Here is a 19092-nt window from a genome sequence, read left to right as displayed (position 1 = left end):
CACGATGTACATCATCATTATCGGTGCTGGGGATATCGGCACGCCGCTCATCGATATTGCGACCAAGTCCGGGAACGAGGTCGTCGTCATCGAGCGCGACGAGACCAGAGCAAATCGAGCTGCCGACGAATTCGACTGTCTCGTTTTGAACGCCGACGCCACGTCGAAGGACACGTTGGAGGATGCCGGGGCAGCCCAGGCTGATGCCCTCATCTCGACGACCGATCAGGACGCGACGAACGTGATGACTTGCCTCCTCGCAAAGGAATTCGAGGTGCCCGCGATCCTCTCGGTCGTCCACAATCCCGAGCACATGGGGCTGTTTGAGCAGATTGGCGTGAACACGATGCAGAATCCTCAGCAACTCATCGCTGAGTATCTGTACCGGGCCGTCGCTCGGCCTGCGATTGTCGACTACATGCGGATCGGAGAGGACGCTGAAGTGTTCGAGATTACGGTCACTGACGAGGCGCCAATCGCGGGGAAGACGCTCCATGAAGCCGCACAGGCGGGCTTAGTCTCCGACGAGATACTAATTGTAGCGATCGAACGCGAAGGAGATTCGAAACCGATCACGCCGCGGGGTAACACGGAAATCAAGGAGGGAGATCTACTGACTGTATACTCCGGCGTTGGTGCTGATCCGGAGATTACTGATATCTTTGGTCACTATGAAGACAGCGGCGAGTGAGCTGACGATGATGAATGCTGGGATAACTGCAACCTGTCTGATCGCTACCAAAGAGAACGTATGAACGGCTCTGTCGAAACAGTCGGTCGGGACCTCGGTCGCATCCTGGAGGCGCTTGGGGGGGTGATACTCATTTCGCTCGTCGTGCCGATCGTCTGGGGCGAGTTGTATGCGCTCCCGGCATTGCTCGTCTCGGCGCTAATCCCGCTGGGACTCGGATGGATGCTCTATCGACGATTCCAGAATGCGGAAGCCCCGGGTCGGTTCCATGGGATGATCGTCGCGGCGTCAGGCTGGTTTTCCGTGGGCCTCTTTGGTTCGCTCCCGTTCCTCCTGATCGCATGGAGCGTTCAGCTCGGAGTTCCCGGGTTCGCGACTCCCACGCAGACGGCGACCCTCGCAGCGTTCACCGAGCCGCTTAACGCCATTTTCGAGAGTATGAGCGGATTCACCGGCACGGGACTCACGATGACCGACAACGAGGAAGTCCTTCCACGCACACTCCAGTGGTGGCGGACGTTCACCGAATGGGTTGGCGGCGTCGGCGTGATTGTCCTGACGACGGCGATTCTCTCACGGCCCGGGAGTGGCTCGCTGACACTCTACGAGAGCGAGGCACGCTCGGAGAAGATCCACCCGAGCATCGTCTCGACAGTACGGACGATCTGGTGGATCTTCATCCTGTTCACGTTCGTTTCTATCCTCGCGCTGTGGCTGGCGGGCATGCCGATCTGGGGAGCGATCAATCACGGTATGACCGGCCTGGCGACCGGCGGGTTCTCGATCACGGACAACTCGATTGCCACCTACGATAGCGTCGCAATAGACTTCGTGTTGATCCCGGTCATGCTGCTAGGGAGCATCGCGTTCCCCGTTCACTACCTCATCCTGCAGGGTGACCTGCGGAACTTCTACTCGGATCTCCAGACCCGATGGGTGTTCGGCTACATGGGAATTGGCTCGCTGCTTCTGTGGGCATTCCTCTACTTCGCTGGCCCTTACGAGACACCCTTTGCTGCTCTGCGCTACGGCCTGTTCCAGTTCGTCTCGGCTGCCACTTGTACCGGATTCCAGACGGCCGTCGACACGACGAACGTCGCACTCGGCCGGTGGCCGTCGTACGCCCAGCTGACGGTAACGTTCGGCATGTTCGTCGGCGGGGCGGCTGGGTCGACGGCGGGTGGCATCAAACTCATCCGAGGGCTGACGCTCGCAAAGGGGATTCGGCACCAAATCGCGGACGTGTTCTATCCCAAGACTGCCGTCCGGCGACTGGAAATCAACGGCCGCCGACTGAACGAGGAAGAGGCGAGTCGCGAATTCATGGAAGCGGCGATCATCGTCGTCCTCTGGATTACGTTCCTGATCGTCGGTACCTTCCTGTTGCTGCTCATACTTCCGTCCGAGAAGTACTCACTCGCCAACGTCGTGTTCGAGGTTGCTAGCGCCCAAGGGAACGTGGGACTTTCGTCGGGGATTACGGGCCCCGAGTCACTCCCGGCAATAGGGAAGATCGCGTTCCTCTTTCACATGTGGATCGGGCGGCTTGAAATCATCCCGGTTCTCGTGATGCTCCGAACGATCTTCAAGCGTGGGGGGATCTACCGATGAAACTCCGTGACATCCCAGTCATCACTTACGTGTTCGAGGTTGGTGCGGATGACCGGATCTTCGACTCACTCCTTCTCGTTGGGCCACTCGTCATTGGGTTGATCGTCGTTCTTGGTCGGTCGCTATTCACTGAGGCCCTCGCGATCGTATATCTCGCCGTATTCGTCACGTACACTCTGTATCAAGGGATACAGGAGGAATCACCGACCTCAACAGATGACCAGTGAGCGACCCCCGCGTTCGAACCGAGCCCGCATGGCTGGATTCCTCGAGCGCTGGCTTCGGTTGTCGGCTATTTGGAGTATCCGGGGAATGCTCATCAGCGCTATTTTCTTTGTGGGGTACGTTGTGCTTGGGTGGGTTCTTACAGTACTCGAGAGTCCGTGGGCCCCATCAGAATACCTCTCCCTGACGGGTGACCCCAGATTCGTCATGACAGGGTCCCTCGTATCGCTATTCGTCGTGCAGGCAACCACGTCACTTATCCTGTTTCATTTCCTTGCCGGCTTCGACGGCGAACAGTCACAGCTTGTTCTCCTGATGAGCTATATTGGGCTCGGATCTGGAGCGGCTGCATTACGATTTCTTCTCCCGCATAGTCTCGCGTTTCTGTCGAGCTGGCTCTAATGTACTTCTCGGGGTGCGTGAGCACTCTAGGATACACTCACTATGGAGTTCTCGGGAGAGATGTGGGAGGGATACCGACCCCTTCTCTCACGATTCCGTTTTACATGCGGCGATTTTTGAACCATCGAGTCACGCGTGACGTGATTCCGAGGTCCCGTTTTGCCATGATGACCGTACTTTGTGCTCGCTGACCGACCTCTTCAGGAATGGCCCCGAACACGACTTGCTGGAGGAGTCCTTCTCGGGACGCCCCGATGATAGTGAGGTCGTGGTTGGCCGATTCTTCGACGATGGCATCAGCGATCTCTGTCCCATCGATGATCTCCGTCGTTGCCTCAATGTTCTCTAGTTCCGCGGCGGTCGAATCGAGAATCGATTGCGCATCGCCGTCACGGTCTGAGTCATTCGACCGGACGTAAATCACCTTGATATGAGCATCGTTGCGCCTGGCAACAGCACGACCAATCTCCGTTGCAAATTCGGCGTGCGGACCGCCAGCAGTCGGCACGAGGATTGAGTCTACGCTCCCGACAGACTCGCTGTCAGCGGCAGGGCCGACCCGTTCGACCAGCATGTCACAACGGGCCTTGGTCACCACCTCGTCCACGTTACTCCCTAGGACGAGGTCACGACGGCGAGGACGGCTCCGCCAGCCCATCAGCACGAGGTCTATGTCGTCCTGTTCGATCGTATTGAGGATTGCCTGGGACACGTCGTGGCCGATGCGGATTTTGCCACTCACCGGGACGTCCGGGCGCGCTTCGTCCGCAAAGTCGATCGCCTGGTTGATCACAGCGTGTTCCTCACCGACGAACTGGCGACCCTCCGAAAGCGGCGTTTGTTGCGGAACTGTGGCGACGCTCACCACTTCTATCTCGGCGTCTCGCTCTTCGGCGAGATCCAGTGCTGTTCGCATCAACTGCTCGACGGTCGCCGGGTTCGCCACTGGGACGAGAATCCGCTGCTCGCGTCCCCGTCGTCTTTCGGCGGGCGCCTGCTCGGTCGTGACAGTCGGTGTCTCCTCTTCGATTTTTTCCTCCTCCTTCCGCTGGGAGTAGCCGTAATACAGGAGGAGTCCCAGCCCCATCCAGATAGCGGTCGTCACAAGGGCGATGAACCCGTGCGAGTCCGGTCCCACCCCGATTTCCATGCCCAGCGCCGACAGGAGGAACGGCGTCAACAGGAACTGGAGGACGATTCCGATGAGCGGGGGCCACGGCATATACGGGACTTCGTACGTGCGTGGCAGGTCAGGGTGGGTTTTGCGCATCTTGATGACAGTCCAGTTGACCTGCACGAACAGCAGGATGAACATAATGTCCGCCGACGCCGCAACCGATTCGATGGGGAGTGCGACCGCCATCAGTGCGATGAGCACGGCCGAGAGGAAAATCGCCCAGTGAGGTGTTCGCTTCTCGTGGTGGACCTCACTGAATAGTTCGGGAAGCGCTCTGTCACGCCCCATTGCAAACGAGACGCGTGACGAGGAGTAGACAGTCGCGTTCAGTGCACTCATCGTTGCCGTCAGGCCAGCGACCAGGAGTAGCGGGACGCCGTAAGGGACGAACTGGCCGGCTGCCTCGATGATGCCGAGTTCACCCAGATTCCCGAGCAATTGCCACGTGGGCGCACCGGCTGGGACGCCCGCCCGTTCGGCCAGTTCGGGGATCGTCTCAATCCCACCAATCGCAGCGAAGGCGACGAGAATGTAGATCGGCACGACGATTGCCAGTGAGTAGAAGACCGCCTTCGGGACGTTCTTTCCCGGATCGACGACCTCCTCGCCAGACTGGACAATAATCTCGTACCCCTCGAAGGCGATGTACGTGAAGCCCATCGCGCCAATGATACCGACGATACCGTTCGGTGCGAACCGAGGACTATTGAGGAATTTTGCGGGCCAGTTTGGTGTCTGAATCGTCGCCAGAATGCCGAACGCGACGAAAACGCCAAGGATAGCGACCTTGATGAACGTCACGATGACGCCGGCCTTGCCGGTTTCCTCGGCGCCACGGTAGTTGATGTAGGCGAACAGAGAAATCATCAGGACTGCCAGAATCTTATCGAGAAGTCCACGACCGATGAATCCGAGGAGCTGGAATTCTTCTGCGAGAACACCACCGTAGACCAGAAACTCGGTGAGGAACACGCCGAACGTCACCGCGTATAGCGAACAGGCGACGGCATGGGCGAACCAACTCATCCAACCTGCGTAGAAGCCGTTTGGATCGACGAGTGCTTCTTTTACCCACAGATAGCCCCCACCTGCCTCCGGGAACGCGGCTCCGAGTTCGGCGTAGGAAACAGCGGTAAACAGCGCAACGAACCCATTGAGAGCGAACGCGAGAATCAATGCGGGCCCGGCGAGTCCCGCAGCGAAGCCCGTGAGGGCGAAGACACCGGCGCCGATCATCGCACCGACGCCGATGAACGTAATGTCGAAGAGACTCATATCCCGGGAGAGTTCCGTCTCGACGTCGCCGGATCCCTCCTGCGTAGTATCACCCGCCGTTTCTTGGGTTACATGATCCGAAGACTCATCATCCATATCGAACACAATCAAACGCGATATAAAAAAAGCGGGCGGCCCAATAGTGAAGTCTACAGAATCGAGGAGAATACCTGACCCATTAGTGTCAGGATGGATCCGACAACGTCATCACACAGAAGATTCAAATAGTTGAGGTCTACCGCACGCACCGAGCGAAAATCGGTAGTTCTCATCATTTCTGATTGCTGACTCAATTTCTGGAGAGACATGAACGAGATCAGAGCGACCGATTCATCGAGTCGAACAAAGACGGCGTTCTCACTGGCGTGAGAGCGCCGTCAGTCCAGATAGGAGGCGAAGCTGTCGCTCACGTACAGGGCTGCCGCTGGACGCGGGCGGCCTCAGCCCGCGTCCAGCTCGCTGTAGGTCGCTGGGATACCGACACCGTTGGTCGGTGCTTCCCACTTCCGTCACAACGTGTCGTCGAGGGCGTGATCGATCCACTCCCGGAATACCTCAAAACGGAACCAGACGGGCAGTGCTCGCCCGCCGCGTCGCGGCGTGGCGAGCACGCCCCATCGAACGATCATTCAGAGATTCCGCAACAGGAAGCTCACAAGGATGAACAGCAACCGAACGACTGGATCAGTTGTACTCGTGCGAGCACGTGCTTCACGCATCGTCCGGAAGGCTGTCTCGATGGCTGAGCGTTTCTGGTAGAGAGCTTCGACTTCCTTCGGCGTGCGATCTGACAGATCGCACGCCACGCACGGAAGAAGCAGGCCATGTTTCCCGCGGTTGCCCTGCTGGTAGGAGACACACACACCGCGAGCGGGAAGCGCAGCTCCCGCTCGCTTCCCTCGTACATCACGTACTCCGTCCAGTAGGAGACTGTCGTGTCCAGTTTCTCCGCCATCTGTTTCCCACGGCAGATGATCGGAAGAGCGACTGGGGCAATTGCATCCAGTCGCTCAATCGACGTTCTGTCGTAGAATCCGCGGTCAGCAATCAGGCCAGAGATATCGAATGGAAGGGCCGCGTCGTGGTCGAGCAATCGCTCGACCGCGTCGCTTTTCGATTCATCACCACGGACGGATGTGACTGCGACAACGAGTGGCTTGGCTCGACAAAGGACGAATCCAGCGAGGTAGCGATGGCACTGAGAGGTCCCATCGCGGGGTTTCGTGTGGCAGAGTTCACCAGCGTTAGCGTGTGGACAGCCGTGGTAGTGGATGTCGACGAAGTCGAGTCAGATGATCCTCGGGCCGGGGCCGAGGATCATCGCCGTCTGTTCGACGAGAAGATCGTTGACGATGACTTCGAGGTCATCAGATGGGACGGTATGAAGCTGTGCGAGCGTGTAGTCGTCAGAATACGTTCCACGAGTGGTATCGGTGACGGCCTTGATAGACTTCTGATCAACGGTGGCTTGGAGAAGTGTCTACCGGACAATCCCGGAGTCGAAGGCTGCGGCTTCGACTCCGGGGATTGGTATCTCTGCGAGAAGTCACGCGGCTAACGTTTCAAGGTCAGAAGCTGTAAGAACAGTGTCTGGATGGTAAAGAAAATTCAAAACACCCATCTAGACGCTTCCTGAGAATCTAACCTTGTCAGTTGTGACTATCTGCTGACTCGATGGGAACTACCGAATTTCGGCCTTGTTGAAACCCTTCGTTGCTGACATTCAGTAGAAATGGTCTCTTCGCCGTTCACGAGCAAAGCGGCTGAAACTCATCCGTATACGAAACCGCAAGACGTGAAGAGGGTTTCAACAGGGCCTATGCCGACAAATTCAGACGATACGCGACTTGTTACGCTCCCCCTCGTTATCATCGGTGCCGTATTCATCTTCCCGCTGTTCTTCATGGGCTTCGGGATGATGGGGTTCGGCCCAATGATGGGCGGGATGTGGGGTGACGGGACGATGCCTGGCTGGATGTTCATCGTCGGCGTCGTGATGCAGTTACTGTTCCTCGCCGCCCTCGTCGGCGGTGGCTACCTCATCTACCGTGCGATTACGGGAAGTGAGCGTAGTTCAGACCAAGCCCTCGAGGAGCACGGGCTCGCCTACGCCCGCGGTGAGCTGACCGACGAGGAATACGAACAGCGCCGCGAAGCACTCGAACGAGATACCTGATTCCCGTCCGGCAAACTTGAACGATGACCGACTTCCCCGACCACCGTCAACAGTCGACGCGGCCGGAGCTTCCAGCGTGGCTCGACCGATACACGACGCTGGGAGTATACGGACTCCTCGTCGGGACGGGACTCTGTCTGGTCGCGTTCCTCACGAATCCCGTCCCCGACCCCTCGTTCCCGTGGGCGACTCTGCCCGAGTCTCTACGATTACCGATTGTACAGCCCCGAATCGAGCACTGGCCGGTGACCTACACTATCGGCATCTGGCTGTGGGTCTTCTGCTTTCCCGCCCTCTTCCTCGCTGGATACCGGCGATACGGTGACGGGAACCGAGGGGCAGCGGTGTGGCTCGTCGGGTTGCCGACCCTGGCGATGTTGGGCTGGACCACCTACTGCCGGTTCTTCTGGTCGAAGCTCCATCCACCGACCTGGAACGCCCCGGCCTACACGTTCGTTTGCTGGCTGTACTGTTCAACTTACGACGTGCTCTGGAGCAACACCGCATACGTTATTGCGCTATTCGGCATCGTCGCGACGATCCTCGTCGTCCGATACCAGGATACAGACCGATATGCCCTTCTTGGGTTTGGGTTACTCGCACTTCCACTCGGATTACCCGCCCTGTACGAAGGCTATCGACGGATGTCGCGACGCCGGGGCTGAGGAATTGTAGCAGCTGGCCGTTTTCAGCGATGCTAGAAATCGCGATGAGAATACTGCTGACTGGAGAATGGGTGATCGAGATCGCTCACGTATCACAGCCCGAAGAAACGTTTTCTGTCAGAGTCCCTCAGCACAAGTATGTCAACGACAGTCTCCACACCCGGCGCAGACGAGACATGTATGTACTGTGAATCCCGGATTTTCGACCACGAGCCGATCTGCGTCCGCGATTGCGAGAACGACTGTGGCTCACCAACGTATTTCTGTATCTACGCCTGCCTCTCCGCATATATCGACGAGAACGACCTCACTACTGGGAATGTGCGAGTGGGCTCCCGACGACACCACTTGTTGCTGATCGGTGATCTCAGTCCATGCACAGCCTTCAGCGACCGGTTATTTCGTATTGTGGCCTTATTGATGCAGCCCAACAACCCCGGGTTTTGTCGCTTAGGACTCTAGGTGCGCACGAACGAACGCCCGGCGGAGGACAGTCAGGAGCACGTAGGTTTCGTACTTCTGGGTCTGACAGTGCTCACACGGCTGCATATCTGCGACGATCTCCGCTATCGCGTCGTCGTGGTCTTCTGTGAGAGTATCGAGTGAGTCCCTGATCTGGGGCTGAACGGCCTCGATCAGCTCCTCGACAGCGTCATCGGCTGACTCCGGCAGCGAGTACGAGAGGACGATCGTATTCGCGTGGTAGTACTTCGTCGTCCCACCGCGCCCTTCTTCGAAGCGGACGACGTCGACGAGACCGGCATCCCGTAACTCGTTGATGTGATGACGGACCGTGTTCTCCGTGCGGTCGACGCCGCGGTCCTCTAAACGGTCGTGGACCTCAGTTGCGGTCAGTGCCTCCTCAGAGAGGATGTCGAGGATCATCGCCCGCATCGGTTCGTCGATGGCGTCCGAAACCCGCGTGTCTCGCACCGCGATGTCCTCAAGCCGGTGGTCGGTGCTGGAACTACTCATACGAGAACTGAGTATGAGCAGGCGGGAAAAGCTAGCGGGACGCTGCTTAGAACTCAGGTCGCTGGGTTCGCGATACCGAAAGCCCTAGACAACCCGTTTGACTGTTCCAATCACCTATATCCGTATTCAAACATATCATCTAAAAAATACTTATTGAGGTACGGGCACTACCTCAAACTGTTATGAGCGACACAACCCAGTTCCGTGTCCTCGACTTCGACTGCCCGACCTGTGCGAGCACCGTCGAACGCGCCCTATCGAACGTCGACGGTGTCCAGCACGTCGAAGTCCACTACACGACCGGCCGCGTCGAAATCGAGTACGACGACAGCGTCGCTGACCGCGACGCCTTTGCACAGACCATCGAAAACCAGGGTTACACGCCCCAGCTCGCCTAACACAATGAACAAACAATCGATCACGCAGTACTACCGGAAACACCGGAAGGCCATCGTCACGGCGACGAGCGGCCTGCTGTACAGCGGTGGTTGGAGTCTGGGCTACCTCACGAGTTTCGAGATGGCAAGCACCGCCATCCTCGTCCTCGCGACGATCGTGGGTGGCTACGACATCGCCAAGACCGCCTACCACGAGGTCACGAACCGGACACTCGGCATCAAGACGCTGGTGACGCTGGCCGCTATCGGTGCCATCGTCATCGGAGAGTACTGGGAGGCTGCCGCCGTCGTCTTCCTGTTCAGCCTCGGCAGCTACCTCGAGGGCCGGACCATGCGGAAGACCCGGACGGCCCTCCAGGAGCTCCTGGAGATGACGCCAGACACGGCGACCGTCCGTCGCGACGGGGAACTCCAAGAGGTTCCTGCCCGGGAGGTCGAAGAGGGCGAGGTCGTCGTCGTGAAGCCGGGTGGGAAGATTCCGGTCGATGGCGAGGTCGTCGACGGCGAAAGCGCCGTCAACCAGGCGCCGGTCACCGGCGAGAGCGCGCCCGTCCACAAGGCCGACGGCGACGAAGTCTACGCCGGGACGGTCAACCAGGAGGGCGCGCTAGAAATCCGGACGACGGGTGCGGGCTCGGACACGACGCTCGAACGTATCATCCGTCGCGTCGAGGAGGCCCAAGAGGTCCAGTCGCCCACGGAGAGTCTCATCGACCGGTTCGCGAAGTACTACACGCCGGCCGTCATCGTGCTGGCCATCGGCGCATATACCGTCACGCAGAACGCGATCCTGTCGCTGACGCTGTTGGTCATCGGCTGTCCGGGCGCGCTGGTGATCGGGCCGCCAGTCAGCATCGTCTCGGCCATCGGCAACGCCGCCCGATCGGGCGTGCTGATGAAGGGCGGCGAACACCTCGAACGCGCCGGCAAGATCGACCTCGTCGCCTTCGACAAGACCGGCACCCTCACGAAGGGCGAGACCACCGTGGCCGACATCGAAGGTTTCGGTATCGCCGATGACGAGGTCCTCACGCTCGCGGCGACCGCCGAGAAGAAGAGCGAACACCACCTCGCCGACGCCATCGTCGACGCAGCCCGCGAGCGCCCGACTGCTGCGACGGACGGTGGGGCGGCGGTCACCCTGGCGGACGATACGGACGCCAGCCTCCAGTCGATTCCCGATCCGGACGATTTCGACGTGGTCGCTGGTAAGGGCGTTATCGCCCATACCGGTGGCACCGAAGTTGTTGTCGGCAACCGCGCACTGCTGGAGGACCGCGACATCAACGTCCCTAGTCGAATCGCCGACTACGTCCGCGAGCGTGAGGAACGCGGCGAAACGGTCGTCCACGTCATCCGCGATGGGGACATCATCGGCGCAATCGCACTGCGGGACGAGGTCCGGGAGGCAGCTCCTAACGTCGTCGCGGCGCTTCAGGAGGTCGGCATCGAGACGGTGATGCTCACCGGCGACAACGAGCGGACGGCCGCCGCCGTTGCCGAGGAGGTCGGCATCGACAAGTACCGCGCCGAACTCCTCCCCGAGAACAAGCAGACCGTCATCGAGGCCTACCAAGCCGACGGACACGTCGTCGCGATGGTCGGCGACGGCATCAACGACGCGCCGTCACTGGCGACCGCTGACGTCGGCATCGCGATGGGTGCCGCCGGGACGGACACCGCCATCGAAACGGCGGACATGGCGCTGATGGCGGACGACCTCGAACGGATCCCGTACGCGGTCAAACTCAGCAAGGCGACGCGCTGGAACGTCCTCGAGAACGTCGGGCTCGCAGTGCTGACCGTGACCGTCCTGCTCGCGGGCGTGCTCACCAGCTACGTCACCCTCGCCGCGGGAATGTTGATCCACGAAGCCAGCGTCCTCGCGGTCATCCTCAACGGGATGCGACTGCTTCGCCACTGACCACTAGATACGATCATCACCACCACTCATGACATCGAACTCGACTGCGACTGCCGAGACCCAGACTAGAACCAATTGGGAGGTAGACTACGACGCCGATCCGATCGAAATTCGCGACCCTGTCGCGGAGGCCCTCGGCGTCCTCGAACCGGGCGACCCGTTCGTCATCACCTATAGAGACGCGGTGAAAGAGGCGGGACACTCCTGTCCGACTGCCTCGGGCGCCTACCGGATCGTCCAGTTGGGGCTCGACGACCTGTATCCCGACGACTATCCAGTCCGGAGCGAAATCGAGATGCAGGCGGCCGGCCCGCAGGACGATGCTGCGTATGGCGTGATGAGCCGCATCATCTCGTACGTTACTGGCGCGACCGAAGACGACGGATTCAGCGGGCTCGCCGGCGGCTACGGTGGTCGCCGCGACCTCCTCGTCTTCGACGCGTTCGACCCGGACACGGCGGATCCGACGTTCCGGTTCCGGCGAACCGACACGGACGAGACCGTCGAAGTGACCTACCAAGTCAGCGACGTTCCTGACGGTGGACCCGCAATCGGGAACCTCCAAGGGATCCTCGACGGGTCGGCGAGCGACCAGCAACGGGAAGCCTTCGTTGACGCCTGGCATCGTCGCGTACAAGTCGTCCTCAGCGACAACTCGCTGTTCACTATCGAATCTTTGTAGCCGAGACATCCTTCGTCTATCCACGGAAATTAGGCAGACGGGGTCCGTTCAGAGGTACGTAGATTTCGAGGAGACCGACGCTCGTGAGATAGACAACCGCGTGAACGACCGTGCTCGCTATCGTCCCCCAGCGATGGCGAACCAAATCCGAGAACAAGCGCCGATACGAGTACCGTCGGCACACGAGCAATAGAGACGTCTAGAAGTGTATGCTTGGCTGTGATGACGATGGCTGTGACGAGGATACGGACAGTATCCCCCCCTGCACGGACAAGCGCTGGCTGGATAACGCCCTGCCAAGCTAGCTCTTCGGTTACCTAACAATCAGGCTCTAATGCCCCGTTCTCAAGGGAGAGAGTCACAGAAGAAGAACTTATCTCAGCAGGTGATCGTCTCCAAAACACTGAGAGATATGGTGGCACTCAGCCGAATACGATCACTCGGACGGTCGATGACACCGTGGGGGTTTCCAATCATCTATCTCGGATGGGCGTACCTGTTCTGGCTCCCCATCTTCGGTTCCGAGGCGTCGGTCTGGTCGTTTCCCAAGGTTCTCTTCTTCCTCGTCGGCGGGGCGAGTCCGTTACTCGCGGGCGTCGCGATGGCGTATGTCGCCGGCGGGCCAGAGCGAGTACGCGATCTCTGGCATCGGATCGTCGATGTCGGCCGGATCGCACCGAAGTGGTGGGCTATCGTGCTCGGATTCTGGCTCGTATTCGACCTTCTGATGGCAGGTGTTGCCGTCCTCTTGAACGTGAGCGATCATCCGATCACCATCGATCTGACCCTCCTGACCGATCCTAGAGCGATGGGATTTGCACTGGTGTTGTCGTTCGTCTTCCCGCTTGTCGAGGAGATCGGACTGCGTGGCTACTATCTCGACGAGTTACAGGACCGCTTCGATCCGACGATCGCTGGTGTCATCAACGGCGGGACGTGGGCAATCTGGCATACCCCATTCGTCTGGTTTCCCGGGTACTACGCCGATCTGACCTTTTCGCCGGAGCTCTGGTGGTGGCTCCCGTCTATCGTGGTCCAGACGATACTCATCGTCTGGGTGTACAACAACACACGGCGGAGTATCCTGGCGGTCCTCCTGTTCCACGGGATGATGAACTTCACTGGCCTGGTGATCGGGCTCGCCCCCGAGATGCAACCGTTCAACCTCCTCGGTGTCACGCTCGTGGTAACCATCCTGGTTGTGTCCTGGCAACAGTCTCCGCCCGACGTTTGACTCACCACTCCGACCTGGTGCCAGTGACTCTGTCTTCCGTGCGGATCCGGACGACAACTCTCGATGTTCTCTTGGGAAATCGCAAATCGTACGGGGTGGTGACAGCTCTCGACGGGATAGCGGACCACTACGTCCTAGCTGATGATTCGGTGAACGGAGAGAGACTGGGATGCACCGAGCGCATTGTTTCGCTGTCTGCGACGATCAACACTCCTGCAAATAGCCAGATAACGAGCGCCGATGCACCCGGACCCACGAGGGCAGCATCACCGCCGACGGAGAAAAGCGCGCCACTATCGAAGACGTTCCACTGTGCGTGGAAGACTGTCGTGAGCAGGACACTCCCACGCGATCGAGTATAGAGCCACGCGATAATGACGGAAAGGCCGATAACACCGACCAGATAGAGGGCGAATAAGCCGCTCTGACGCGTTCCCTGAATGAAAAAGAGCGGAAGATGCCAAGCGGCCCACCCGATGCCGATCAGGAGGGCGGCGATCGTCGTATTATACTGCTTCAGTAGGTGTGGGAGCGCGTAGCCTCTCCAACCCATCTCTTCACCGAATCCGCCCCGAAGGAACAAAATGTAGAAGAAGAGCATCGGATAGACGACAACGATCGGATCGTCGGTTAGCCCGAGCGAAGCACCCGTTAATGCTAGATAGACACCGTACCCGACGAGCGACAGTACGGGAGCGACGACTAGCGCGACGGCCCACCACCGAAGTCCAGTTCGCCACCGGATCGCCTGTTGCGCCCAGGAACGGACGTTTCCATCACGCCAGCTCAATACGCCACTGGCAACGAGTGGGCCGAATCCGGCGAGCGTACTGAGAATCGGCCATATTCCCGAGTCCGTCCCAAAAATGGCCCCCAGTCCCCAGAGCGCCCACGACACGACGAACGTCAAGGCGAAAAATTCCAGCACCCGCCGCTTTACCGACCCTGCGGACCCCGACATACGTCTCGATAACACAACACGTTGTCAAATAGCTACTCCCCACTCTCATCCTAATCGTCATGGCCAGCAGGTTCAGGCTCGGTTCGGCAGAATTATAATTACGTGACGGCTCTTTCACGGAAGTTGACAATGGGCCGCAGTGTTCGAGCGTGGGTCGATCGTCATCGTTTACTGAGTTTCGTCGCGATCGCGTACGCGTTCACCTGGACGATTCAGGGAGGACTCGCGTATTCGGGCATGGAAGCGTCTTGGACGCACTCGATCCTGATCGGCTTCGGCGGGTTCGGTCCGCCGATCGGCGCGGCGGTCGTCATCTGGCCTCCGGTGGCAGCCTCCGCACTTGGATCGGCCAGATGTTCAAGTGGCGAATCGGGGCGAAATGGTGGGCACTCGCGCTTGGCCTTCCGTTCATCATCCTCTCGCTCGGCGTCCTCATGTTCGTCGTCGCCGGTGGCCCGGTCAACCTCTCCGATTTAGGGTCACCGTTCATTTACCTGTTCGCGATGGCGTGGGGGACCGTCTGGGGTGGCGGCCAGGAAGATCTCGGGTGGCGTGGTTTCATGCTCCCGATCCTGCAAGACTCCTACAGCGCGCTGACTTCGAGTGCCATCGTAGGAATCGTCTGGGCCGGGTGGCACCTCCCGCTGTTCCTGAATGCCACGACCACCCACGGCGGCTGGCCGCTCTCCCAGCAACTTCTGTGGATGGTCTCCATCCTCGCCGGATCCATTCTTTGGACGTGGATGTACAACAGCACCGGCGGGAGTGTCCTCGCCGTCGCTGTGTTCCACGCCGGCATCAACTCCATGGGCATTTTCCACCCCGCCGACCCGGACGCGCTCGTCCCTGACGGTGTACCAGATCCCTGGCTTAATCTGCTCGCTGAGGTCACCGGCGCACTTCCCCTCGTGTTGGTCGCGATTCTCCTAGTCGTCGTCTACGGTGCTGATCGCCTCGCGAATCGGGACCCGCCGACCCCCCAAGACGCCGGTCTCTCACCGGAAGCTGATTCGGACCCTGCCGAGTGAACTACCCCAACTATCAGCACGAATACGACGATCGAAAATGCCACGTTCCATCTCTCGTTTCCCGCGGACACGGACGTAGACGCTGACGTCGCATCGAATCTATGGATTTACGACGACAACGGCACGGAGCTTACCATAGAAACGACCAACGAAAATCGGATAGTCACAGCCTCTTATCGACGTGATCGGCAGCCTTCAGTGCGAGCGCGGCAATCGTCAGTGTCGGATGCGTCGCGCCGCCGGTACCGAAGACGCTGCCGGATGCGACGTACAAATTCCTCAGATTGTGCGTCCGGAGCGTCGGATCTACGACACTCTCACTCGGGTCGGCCCCCATGCGGTCGTCCCCAGTTTGTGCGAGGCCTGTCGTGGATTCGCGAGGTCACTCTCTGCGGTAATCGTCGCGTCCAGTTCGTCCATGATGTCCCGCTGTATCTCCCGAGCGTAGGACATCGTCTCGCGAACGTGTGACCTGAGGTTCCATGAGACGTCGGGCACAGGATTTCCGAAGTTGTCCGTTTGGGAGTGATCGAGCGTGACTGTGTTCTCTTTCCTGGGCAGTAACTCGGCGTTCGCCAGCATCCCGACCCGCCGACTACTACGACTACCCCACGCACAACGTCGCGTTCCAGGTCACCGGCGAACTCGATGGAGGTGACCAGTGATGGCCATCACACCCATGCAGTACCGCCGCTCGCCGATCAGAAACGGGGGCACAGTCGGTCAATGCTGTCAGAGGCACGTGTTCACTGGGCAGGTGAAGACCGACTGTTGCCCTATGAGGAACTATGAGGGACTCCCTGATAATCGTTGCTATGGTGGCTATATAGCCGGTTTGGGCCAAGATACAGCCCGCCGCCGAAAGCGACGGGGGCTGTTCTCGTGTGCCTCTGACAGATTACCAGGACAAAGCAACCAGCCCTGTTCTGGCAGTTTCAAGGATAGGATTCCATGTAAATGTAATTATCGATTGATATTAACTCCACAACTGATAGCATACCTTTCAAATCAGGGGGTGCAGTAAGATGGCGTTGGACCATCGCAACGACTTCCGTACTGTCGTTGCGACGGCCTGCCCGTTCTGTGAGGCCCCACTCCCAGAACAGACCTCACTGGCCGTGCATCTCGATCAGGAGTGTCCACACACCACTGGTGGCCACCTGGGGGGAACGGAATGATGGCCACCAGTCGCGTGAGTCATTCAAGACAACGAGTTCCGGATCCCCGGGGGGTAGGTAATCAACCGTGGGTCAGTTGGGAGCGAACCAGGGTCCTGAACTCGCTTAGCAATTCATTGATAGCATATCAAAGTTGTTGCGATATTGTTCGACCCACCCACAACAGAGTCGCAAATATCGACCGCAGCGCTCGACGGAAGATTCAGGCCAGTACGAAACAGTGGACCGGGGCCACCAACGCCGGTGGGAGACTGCGAAAGGGGGTGGTGGGTGTCGGGGTGAAGAGATTCCCAGAGCGCCAGCAGCATAGTCGCCCGCGGCCCAGTATTAATTTTCCAATAAGTTATTGTAAGCTTTTCGCCACCCGATTTTGGGGATTGTATATCACTATTTCTGAACATCTTGTCGCCACTCATCGCGAACCAGACAGCGACCCACAGAGCCAGCTCGCACCGTTGGCCAAGACCGACCCCACTCACTGCCCAGCAGAGGGGATCCGATGACCCGCCCTGACCCTGGCGAGGTCGTTACCCTCACCGACGTTGAAAGCGAGCCGCCACTGCTGGTCTGTCGCATCACTGATGACCACGTCAGCGGCGTGTTGCTGGCTGATCTCGCAGCAGCCACCCTCCAGCGACTCGAACAGTCCGTGGACGATCACGAGCGCCGCGCCGAACTCGCCACGGCGATTCAGGAAGCAGCGTCGCTTCCCACGTTCGAGGTGCCGGTCACGGAGTGTCGGCGTGACGAACGTGATAGCAACCGCCCTGGGCCGTTCGAGGAGGGAGGCCAGTGATGACCCATTCAATCAGTCGCCACAGGACTGACGGCGACTCAGCGCCCGCATGGGCGGGTCCATGGCTCCGGAGTAGCACGACCGGAGAGCAGTGCGCCATGGCGGCTAGTGGTCGCGTCCAGCCTGTTGCCACGAGGTAGACCCACCAGCCAGCGTCGGCTTGCCACGAAGCAACGGCACTCGAACCCCGATAGCGCCAGCCGCGTCACCGATAGCCCGTGCCATGGTCGGCACTGCCCGGTTCGATTCCGCGCACGGGAACTGAGGGCACAATGTCCCAACAGACCACCCCCGCCGACAGCGGGACCGACAGCACAGCCACCGACCAGGCGCTCGCCGATGAACTCGGCATGGATATCGGCCAAGATGGGTAGCCATCGACGCCCTCCAGTCGCTCGTCAGTGACCTCGGTTACGAGGTGTCACCCCCCGTTTCGAGTGTTCTTGAGCTGCTGGTCGCGACCATCGAGGACCTCCAGGAACGCGTCGATGACCTGGAGGCAGATCTCGAACAGACCCATGACGTTGCCACCACGGCGGTCGGCAACGCCGCGACGAACGACCAGCGTCTCGACGAGCTTGAAACGCAGCAAGAGACGACCCACGACGTCGCGAAAAGTGCCATCGCCAAAGCCCATCAGCTCGAAGCCGATAGCGACCACCAGGAAGACGCCGAACAGTTGCCCGAGGGCATCGAGCCCAGCAGTTCGCCGCTGGACTTCTTCGCGAACTGCCGCCAATCGAAGGTCAAGAGCATGTTCATCAAGCGGTCGAACCGCCAGAACACCTACCGCGCCATCACCGTCGCCAAGCGCTGGCCGGAATTTGACACTCACTCGACAGGTTAGTGATCGATGGCGTTCGTACACTCGCATCTGAGTGAAGAGCGGAAGTCACAATCGATGGATTCCTTCAGTAGGCCGGCGGGATAGTTTATAATCCGACCATCCAATTCAGGTACGTATGCTGACCGACAAGACAGCAATCGTTACGGGGGGTTCCACAGGCATCGGGAAGGCAATCGCTGCGAAGTTCATCGAAAATGGTGCCAACGTCGTCATCGCAGCACGGTCGGAAGCTGCGGGCCACGAGACGGCGGAAGAACTAGGCTGCGAGTTCGTGCAGTGCGATGTCTCCGACTACGACCAAGTCAAGGCGCTCGTCGACGCGACCGTCGAGGAATTCGGCGGGCTCAACATCGTGGTGAACAACGCGGGCATCGGCCAGTCCGGATCGATCGAGGAGATGTCCGTCGAGGAGTGGCAGACCGTCCTCGACGTCAACCTCTCAGGGGTTATGTACGGGTCGCGGGCGGCGATGCCACATCTCCGGGAGTCTGATGGCTGTATCGTGAATGTGGCGTCGATCTTTGGACTCGTCGGCGGCCCCGGTGCGCCGGCGTACTCGGCCGCGAAGGGCGGCGTTGTGAACCTCACACGGGAACTTGCCGTCGACTACGCGGGTGAGGGCGTCCGCGTCAACAGCGTCTGTCCCGGGTTCGTGGAGACGCCGATGACCGACGTCTACCTCGGCGAGGAACAGTTCTACGAGTTCGTCCGCGGGCAGACACCGATGGGCCGGGTTGCCGAACCCGACGAGATCAGCGGCATCGTCGCGTTCCTCGCGTCCGAAGAGGCGTCCTACATCACCGGCGCGAACATTCCCGTCGACGGCGGTTGGACCGCGCACTGACGG

Annotated in this window: 19 protein-coding genes and 3 pseudogenes; 16 read left to right on the top strand and 6 right to left on the bottom strand. The window is 59.5% G+C overall.

Going from position 1 to position 19092, the window contains the following annotated elements:
• Window positions 1–4 precede the first annotated feature (4 nt).
• From ACOZ4I_RS19410 to ACOZ4I_RS19395, 4 genes are read left to right on the top strand one after another with little or no spacing between them, the layout of a single operon-like run.
• Window positions 5–691, top strand: a complete 687-nt coding sequence (locus tag ACOZ4I_RS19410) for a potassium channel family protein (protein ID WP_424005540.1) — start codon at window positions 5–7, stop codon at window positions 689–691.
• 60 nt (window positions 692–751) lie between these two features.
• Window positions 752–2302, top strand: coding sequence for a TrkH family potassium uptake protein (locus ACOZ4I_RS19405; protein WP_424005538.1), 1551 nt, complete (start codon window positions 752–754; stop codon window positions 2300–2302).
• Window positions 2299–2529, top strand: a complete 231-nt coding sequence (locus ACOZ4I_RS19400) for a hypothetical protein (protein WP_424005536.1) — start codon at window positions 2299–2301, stop codon at window positions 2527–2529. Before ACOZ4I_RS19405 ends, ACOZ4I_RS19400 begins: the two co-directional genes overlap by 4 nt.
• A 28-nt stretch (window positions 2530–2557) precedes the next feature.
• On the top strand, window positions 2558–2929 hold the full coding sequence (locus ACOZ4I_RS19395; RefSeq protein WP_424005534.1) for a hypothetical protein: 372 nt from the start codon (window positions 2558–2560) through the stop codon (window positions 2927–2929).
• A 100-nt stretch (window positions 2930–3029) separates the two neighbouring features.
• Here ACOZ4I_RS19395 and ACOZ4I_RS19390 read toward each other — a convergent pair whose 3' ends face one another.
• Window positions 3030–5477, bottom strand: a complete 2448-nt coding sequence (locus tag ACOZ4I_RS19390; protein WP_424005532.1) for an amino acid permease — start codon at window positions 5475–5477, stop codon at window positions 3030–3032.
• A 985-nt stretch (window positions 5478–6462) separates the two neighbouring features.
• On the opposite strand from ACOZ4I_RS19390, the gene ACOZ4I_RS19385 reads away from it, so the two are divergent.
• The 4 genes and pseudogenes from ACOZ4I_RS19385 (at window position 6463) to ACOZ4I_RS19370 (ending at window position 8580) form a co-directional block, all read left to right on the top strand.
• Window positions 6463–6939, top strand: a complete 477-nt coding sequence (locus ACOZ4I_RS19385; RefSeq protein ID WP_424005531.1) for a hypothetical protein — start codon at window positions 6463–6465, stop codon at window positions 6937–6939.
• A gap of 261 nt (window positions 6940–7200) precedes the next feature.
• The gene (locus ACOZ4I_RS19380) at window positions 7201–7557 is read left to right on the top strand and encodes an SHOCT domain-containing protein (protein ID WP_424005530.1); all 357 of its coding nucleotides are present in this window, start codon (window positions 7201–7203) and stop codon (window positions 7555–7557) included.
• A 23-nt stretch (window positions 7558–7580) separates the two neighbouring features.
• The gene (locus ACOZ4I_RS19375) at window positions 7581–8222 is read left to right on the top strand and encodes a hypothetical protein (RefSeq protein ID WP_424005528.1); all 642 of its coding nucleotides are present in this window, start codon (window positions 7581–7583) and stop codon (window positions 8220–8222) included.
• 138 nt (window positions 8223–8360) lie between these two features.
• A pseudogene (locus ACOZ4I_RS19370) lies at window positions 8361–8580 on the top strand (hypothetical protein).
• 92 nt (window positions 8581–8672) lie between these two features.
• Here ACOZ4I_RS19370 and ACOZ4I_RS19365 read toward each other — a convergent pair.
• Complete coding sequence (locus tag ACOZ4I_RS19365) at window positions 8673–9197, bottom strand: ArsR/SmtB family transcription factor (protein ID WP_424005527.1); 525 nt, start codon at window positions 9195–9197, stop codon at window positions 8673–8675.
• A gap of 182 nt (window positions 9198–9379) precedes the next feature.
• Between ACOZ4I_RS19365 and ACOZ4I_RS19360 the strand changes: the two genes are divergently transcribed.
• Genes ACOZ4I_RS19360 through ACOZ4I_RS19350 form a run of 3 tightly spaced genes read left to right on the top strand, consistent with a single transcriptional unit; the run spans window position 9380 to window position 12201 of the window.
• Window positions 9380–9595, top strand: a complete 216-nt coding sequence (locus ACOZ4I_RS19360; protein ID WP_424005526.1) for a heavy-metal-associated domain-containing protein — start codon at window positions 9380–9382, stop codon at window positions 9593–9595.
• Between the two features lie 4 nt (window positions 9596–9599).
• The gene (locus tag ACOZ4I_RS19355; RefSeq protein WP_424005525.1) at window positions 9600–11519 is read left to right on the top strand and encodes a heavy metal translocating P-type ATPase; all 1920 of its coding nucleotides are present in this window, start codon (window positions 9600–9602) and stop codon (window positions 11517–11519) included.
• A 28-nt stretch (window positions 11520–11547) separates the two neighbouring features.
• Window positions 11548–12201, top strand: a complete 654-nt coding sequence (locus ACOZ4I_RS19350; RefSeq protein ID WP_424005523.1) for a hypothetical protein — start codon at window positions 11548–11550, stop codon at window positions 12199–12201.
• Between the two features lie 29 nt (window positions 12202–12230).
• Here ACOZ4I_RS19350 and ACOZ4I_RS19345 read toward each other — a convergent pair.
• Window positions 12231–12506: pseudogene (locus ACOZ4I_RS19345) on the bottom strand (hypothetical protein); the annotation flags it as partial.
• An 80-nt stretch (window positions 12507–12586) separates the two neighbouring features.
• On the opposite strand from ACOZ4I_RS19345, the gene ACOZ4I_RS19340 reads away from it, so the two are divergent.
• Window positions 12587–13435, top strand: coding sequence for a lysostaphin resistance A-like protein (locus ACOZ4I_RS19340; RefSeq protein WP_424005522.1), 849 nt, complete (start codon window positions 12587–12589; stop codon window positions 13433–13435).
• A gap of 127 nt (window positions 13436–13562) precedes the next feature.
• On the opposite strand, the gene ACOZ4I_RS19335 is transcribed toward ACOZ4I_RS19340, so the two are convergent.
• Window positions 13563–14396: a lysostaphin resistance A-like protein gene (locus tag ACOZ4I_RS19335; protein ID WP_424005521.1), complete on the bottom strand. Its 834-nt coding sequence runs from the start codon at window positions 14394–14396 to the stop codon at window positions 13563–13565.
• A 353-nt stretch (window positions 14397–14749) separates the two neighbouring features.
• On the opposite strand from ACOZ4I_RS19335, the gene ACOZ4I_RS19330 reads away from it, so the two are divergent.
• Window positions 14750–15424 carry a CPBP family intramembrane glutamic endopeptidase gene (locus ACOZ4I_RS19330; protein ID WP_424005519.1) on the top strand — a complete coding sequence of 225 codons (675 nt, stop codon included), beginning with the start codon at window positions 14750–14752 and terminating at the stop codon, window positions 15422–15424.
• A 163-nt stretch (window positions 15425–15587) separates the two neighbouring features.
• On the opposite strand, the gene ACOZ4I_RS19325 is transcribed toward ACOZ4I_RS19330, so the two are convergent.
• Together ACOZ4I_RS19325 and ACOZ4I_RS19320 are read right to left on the bottom strand one after the other, a co-directional pair.
• The gene (locus tag ACOZ4I_RS19325; RefSeq protein WP_424005518.1) at window positions 15588–15761 is read right to left on the bottom strand and encodes a GMC oxidoreductase; all 174 of its coding nucleotides are present in this window, start codon (window positions 15759–15761) and stop codon (window positions 15588–15590) included.
• Window positions 15731–15922 carry a hypothetical protein gene (locus tag ACOZ4I_RS19320; protein WP_424005577.1) on the bottom strand — a complete coding sequence of 64 codons (192 nt, stop codon included), beginning with the start codon at window positions 15920–15922 and terminating at the stop codon, window positions 15731–15733. The genes ACOZ4I_RS19325 and ACOZ4I_RS19320 overlap by 31 nt, the downstream gene beginning before the upstream one ends.
• A gap of 1179 nt (window positions 15923–17101) precedes the next feature.
• On the opposite strand from ACOZ4I_RS19320, the gene ACOZ4I_RS19315 reads away from it, so the two are divergent.
• The 3 genes and pseudogenes from ACOZ4I_RS19315 (at window position 17102) to ACOZ4I_RS19305 (ending at window position 19089) form a co-directional block, all read left to right on the top strand.
• The gene (locus ACOZ4I_RS19315) at window positions 17102–17398 is read left to right on the top strand and encodes a hypothetical protein (protein ID WP_424005516.1); all 297 of its coding nucleotides are present in this window, start codon (window positions 17102–17104) and stop codon (window positions 17396–17398) included.
• A 272-nt stretch (window positions 17399–17670) separates the two neighbouring features.
• A pseudogene (locus ACOZ4I_RS19310) lies at window positions 17671–18239 on the top strand (hypothetical protein); the annotation flags it as partial.
• Window positions 18240–18360: 121 nt separating this feature from the next.
• The gene (locus ACOZ4I_RS19305) at window positions 18361–19089 is read left to right on the top strand and encodes an SDR family NAD(P)-dependent oxidoreductase (protein ID WP_424005514.1); all 729 of its coding nucleotides are present in this window, start codon (window positions 18361–18363) and stop codon (window positions 19087–19089) included.
• The last annotated feature ends 3 nt before the right edge of the window (window positions 19090–19092 follow it).

Origin of the sequence: Haloarcula salina, from assembly GCF_049603855.1 — an archaeon.
In the GTDB taxonomy this organism is placed as follows: Archaea; Halobacteriota; Halobacteria; order Halobacteriales; family Haloarculaceae; genus Haloarcula; species Haloarcula salina_A.
Note: the sequence above shows the minus strand (reverse complement) of the source record. Positions and strands in the feature narration are given on the sequence as shown.

Coding starts and splice junctions, on each gene's coding strand:
- ACOZ4I_RS19410 (WP_424005540.1), top strand. CDS start 5: ATGTACATCATCATTATCGGTGCTGGGGATATCGGCACGCCGCTCATC.
- ACOZ4I_RS19405 (WP_424005538.1), top strand. CDS start 752: ATGAACGGCTCTGTCGAAACAGTCGGTCGGGACCTCGGTCGCATCCTG.
- ACOZ4I_RS19400 (WP_424005536.1), top strand. CDS start 2,299: ATGAAACTCCGTGACATCCCAGTCATCACTTACGTGTTCGAGGTTGGT.
- ACOZ4I_RS19395 (WP_424005534.1), top strand. CDS start 2,558: ATGGCTGGATTCCTCGAGCGCTGGCTTCGGTTGTCGGCTATTTGGAGT.
- ACOZ4I_RS19390 (WP_424005532.1), bottom strand. CDS start 5,477: ATGGATGATGAGTCTTCGGATCATGTAACCCAAGAAACGGCGGGTGAT.
- ACOZ4I_RS19380 (WP_424005530.1), top strand. CDS start 7,201: ATGCCGACAAATTCAGACGATACGCGACTTGTTACGCTCCCCCTCGTT.
- ACOZ4I_RS19375 (WP_424005528.1), top strand. CDS start 7,581: ATGACCGACTTCCCCGACCACCGTCAACAGTCGACGCGGCCGGAGCTT.
- ACOZ4I_RS19365 (WP_424005527.1), bottom strand. CDS start 9,197: ATGAGTAGTTCCAGCACCGACCACCGGCTTGAGGACATCGCGGTGCGA.
- ACOZ4I_RS19360 (WP_424005526.1), top strand. CDS start 9,380: ATGAGCGACACAACCCAGTTCCGTGTCCTCGACTTCGACTGCCCGACC.
- ACOZ4I_RS19355 (WP_424005525.1), top strand. CDS start 9,600: ATGAACAAACAATCGATCACGCAGTACTACCGGAAACACCGGAAGGCC.
- ACOZ4I_RS19350 (WP_424005523.1), top strand. CDS start 11,548: ATGACATCGAACTCGACTGCGACTGCCGAGACCCAGACTAGAACCAAT.
- ACOZ4I_RS19335 (WP_424005521.1), bottom strand. CDS start 14,396: ATGTCGGGGTCCGCAGGGTCGGTAAAGCGGCGGGTGCTGGAATTTTTC.
- ACOZ4I_RS19330 (WP_424005519.1), top strand. CDS start 14,750: ATGTTCAAGTGGCGAATCGGGGCGAAATGGTGGGCACTCGCGCTTGGC.
- ACOZ4I_RS19325 (WP_424005518.1), bottom strand. CDS start 15,761: ATGGGGGCCGACCCGAGTGAGAGTGTCGTAGATCCGACGCTCCGGACG.
- ACOZ4I_RS19315 (WP_424005516.1), top strand. CDS start 17,102: ATGACCCGCCCTGACCCTGGCGAGGTCGTTACCCTCACCGACGTTGAA.
- ACOZ4I_RS19305 (WP_424005514.1), top strand. CDS start 18,361: ATGCTGACCGACAAGACAGCAATCGTTACGGGGGGTTCCACAGGCATC.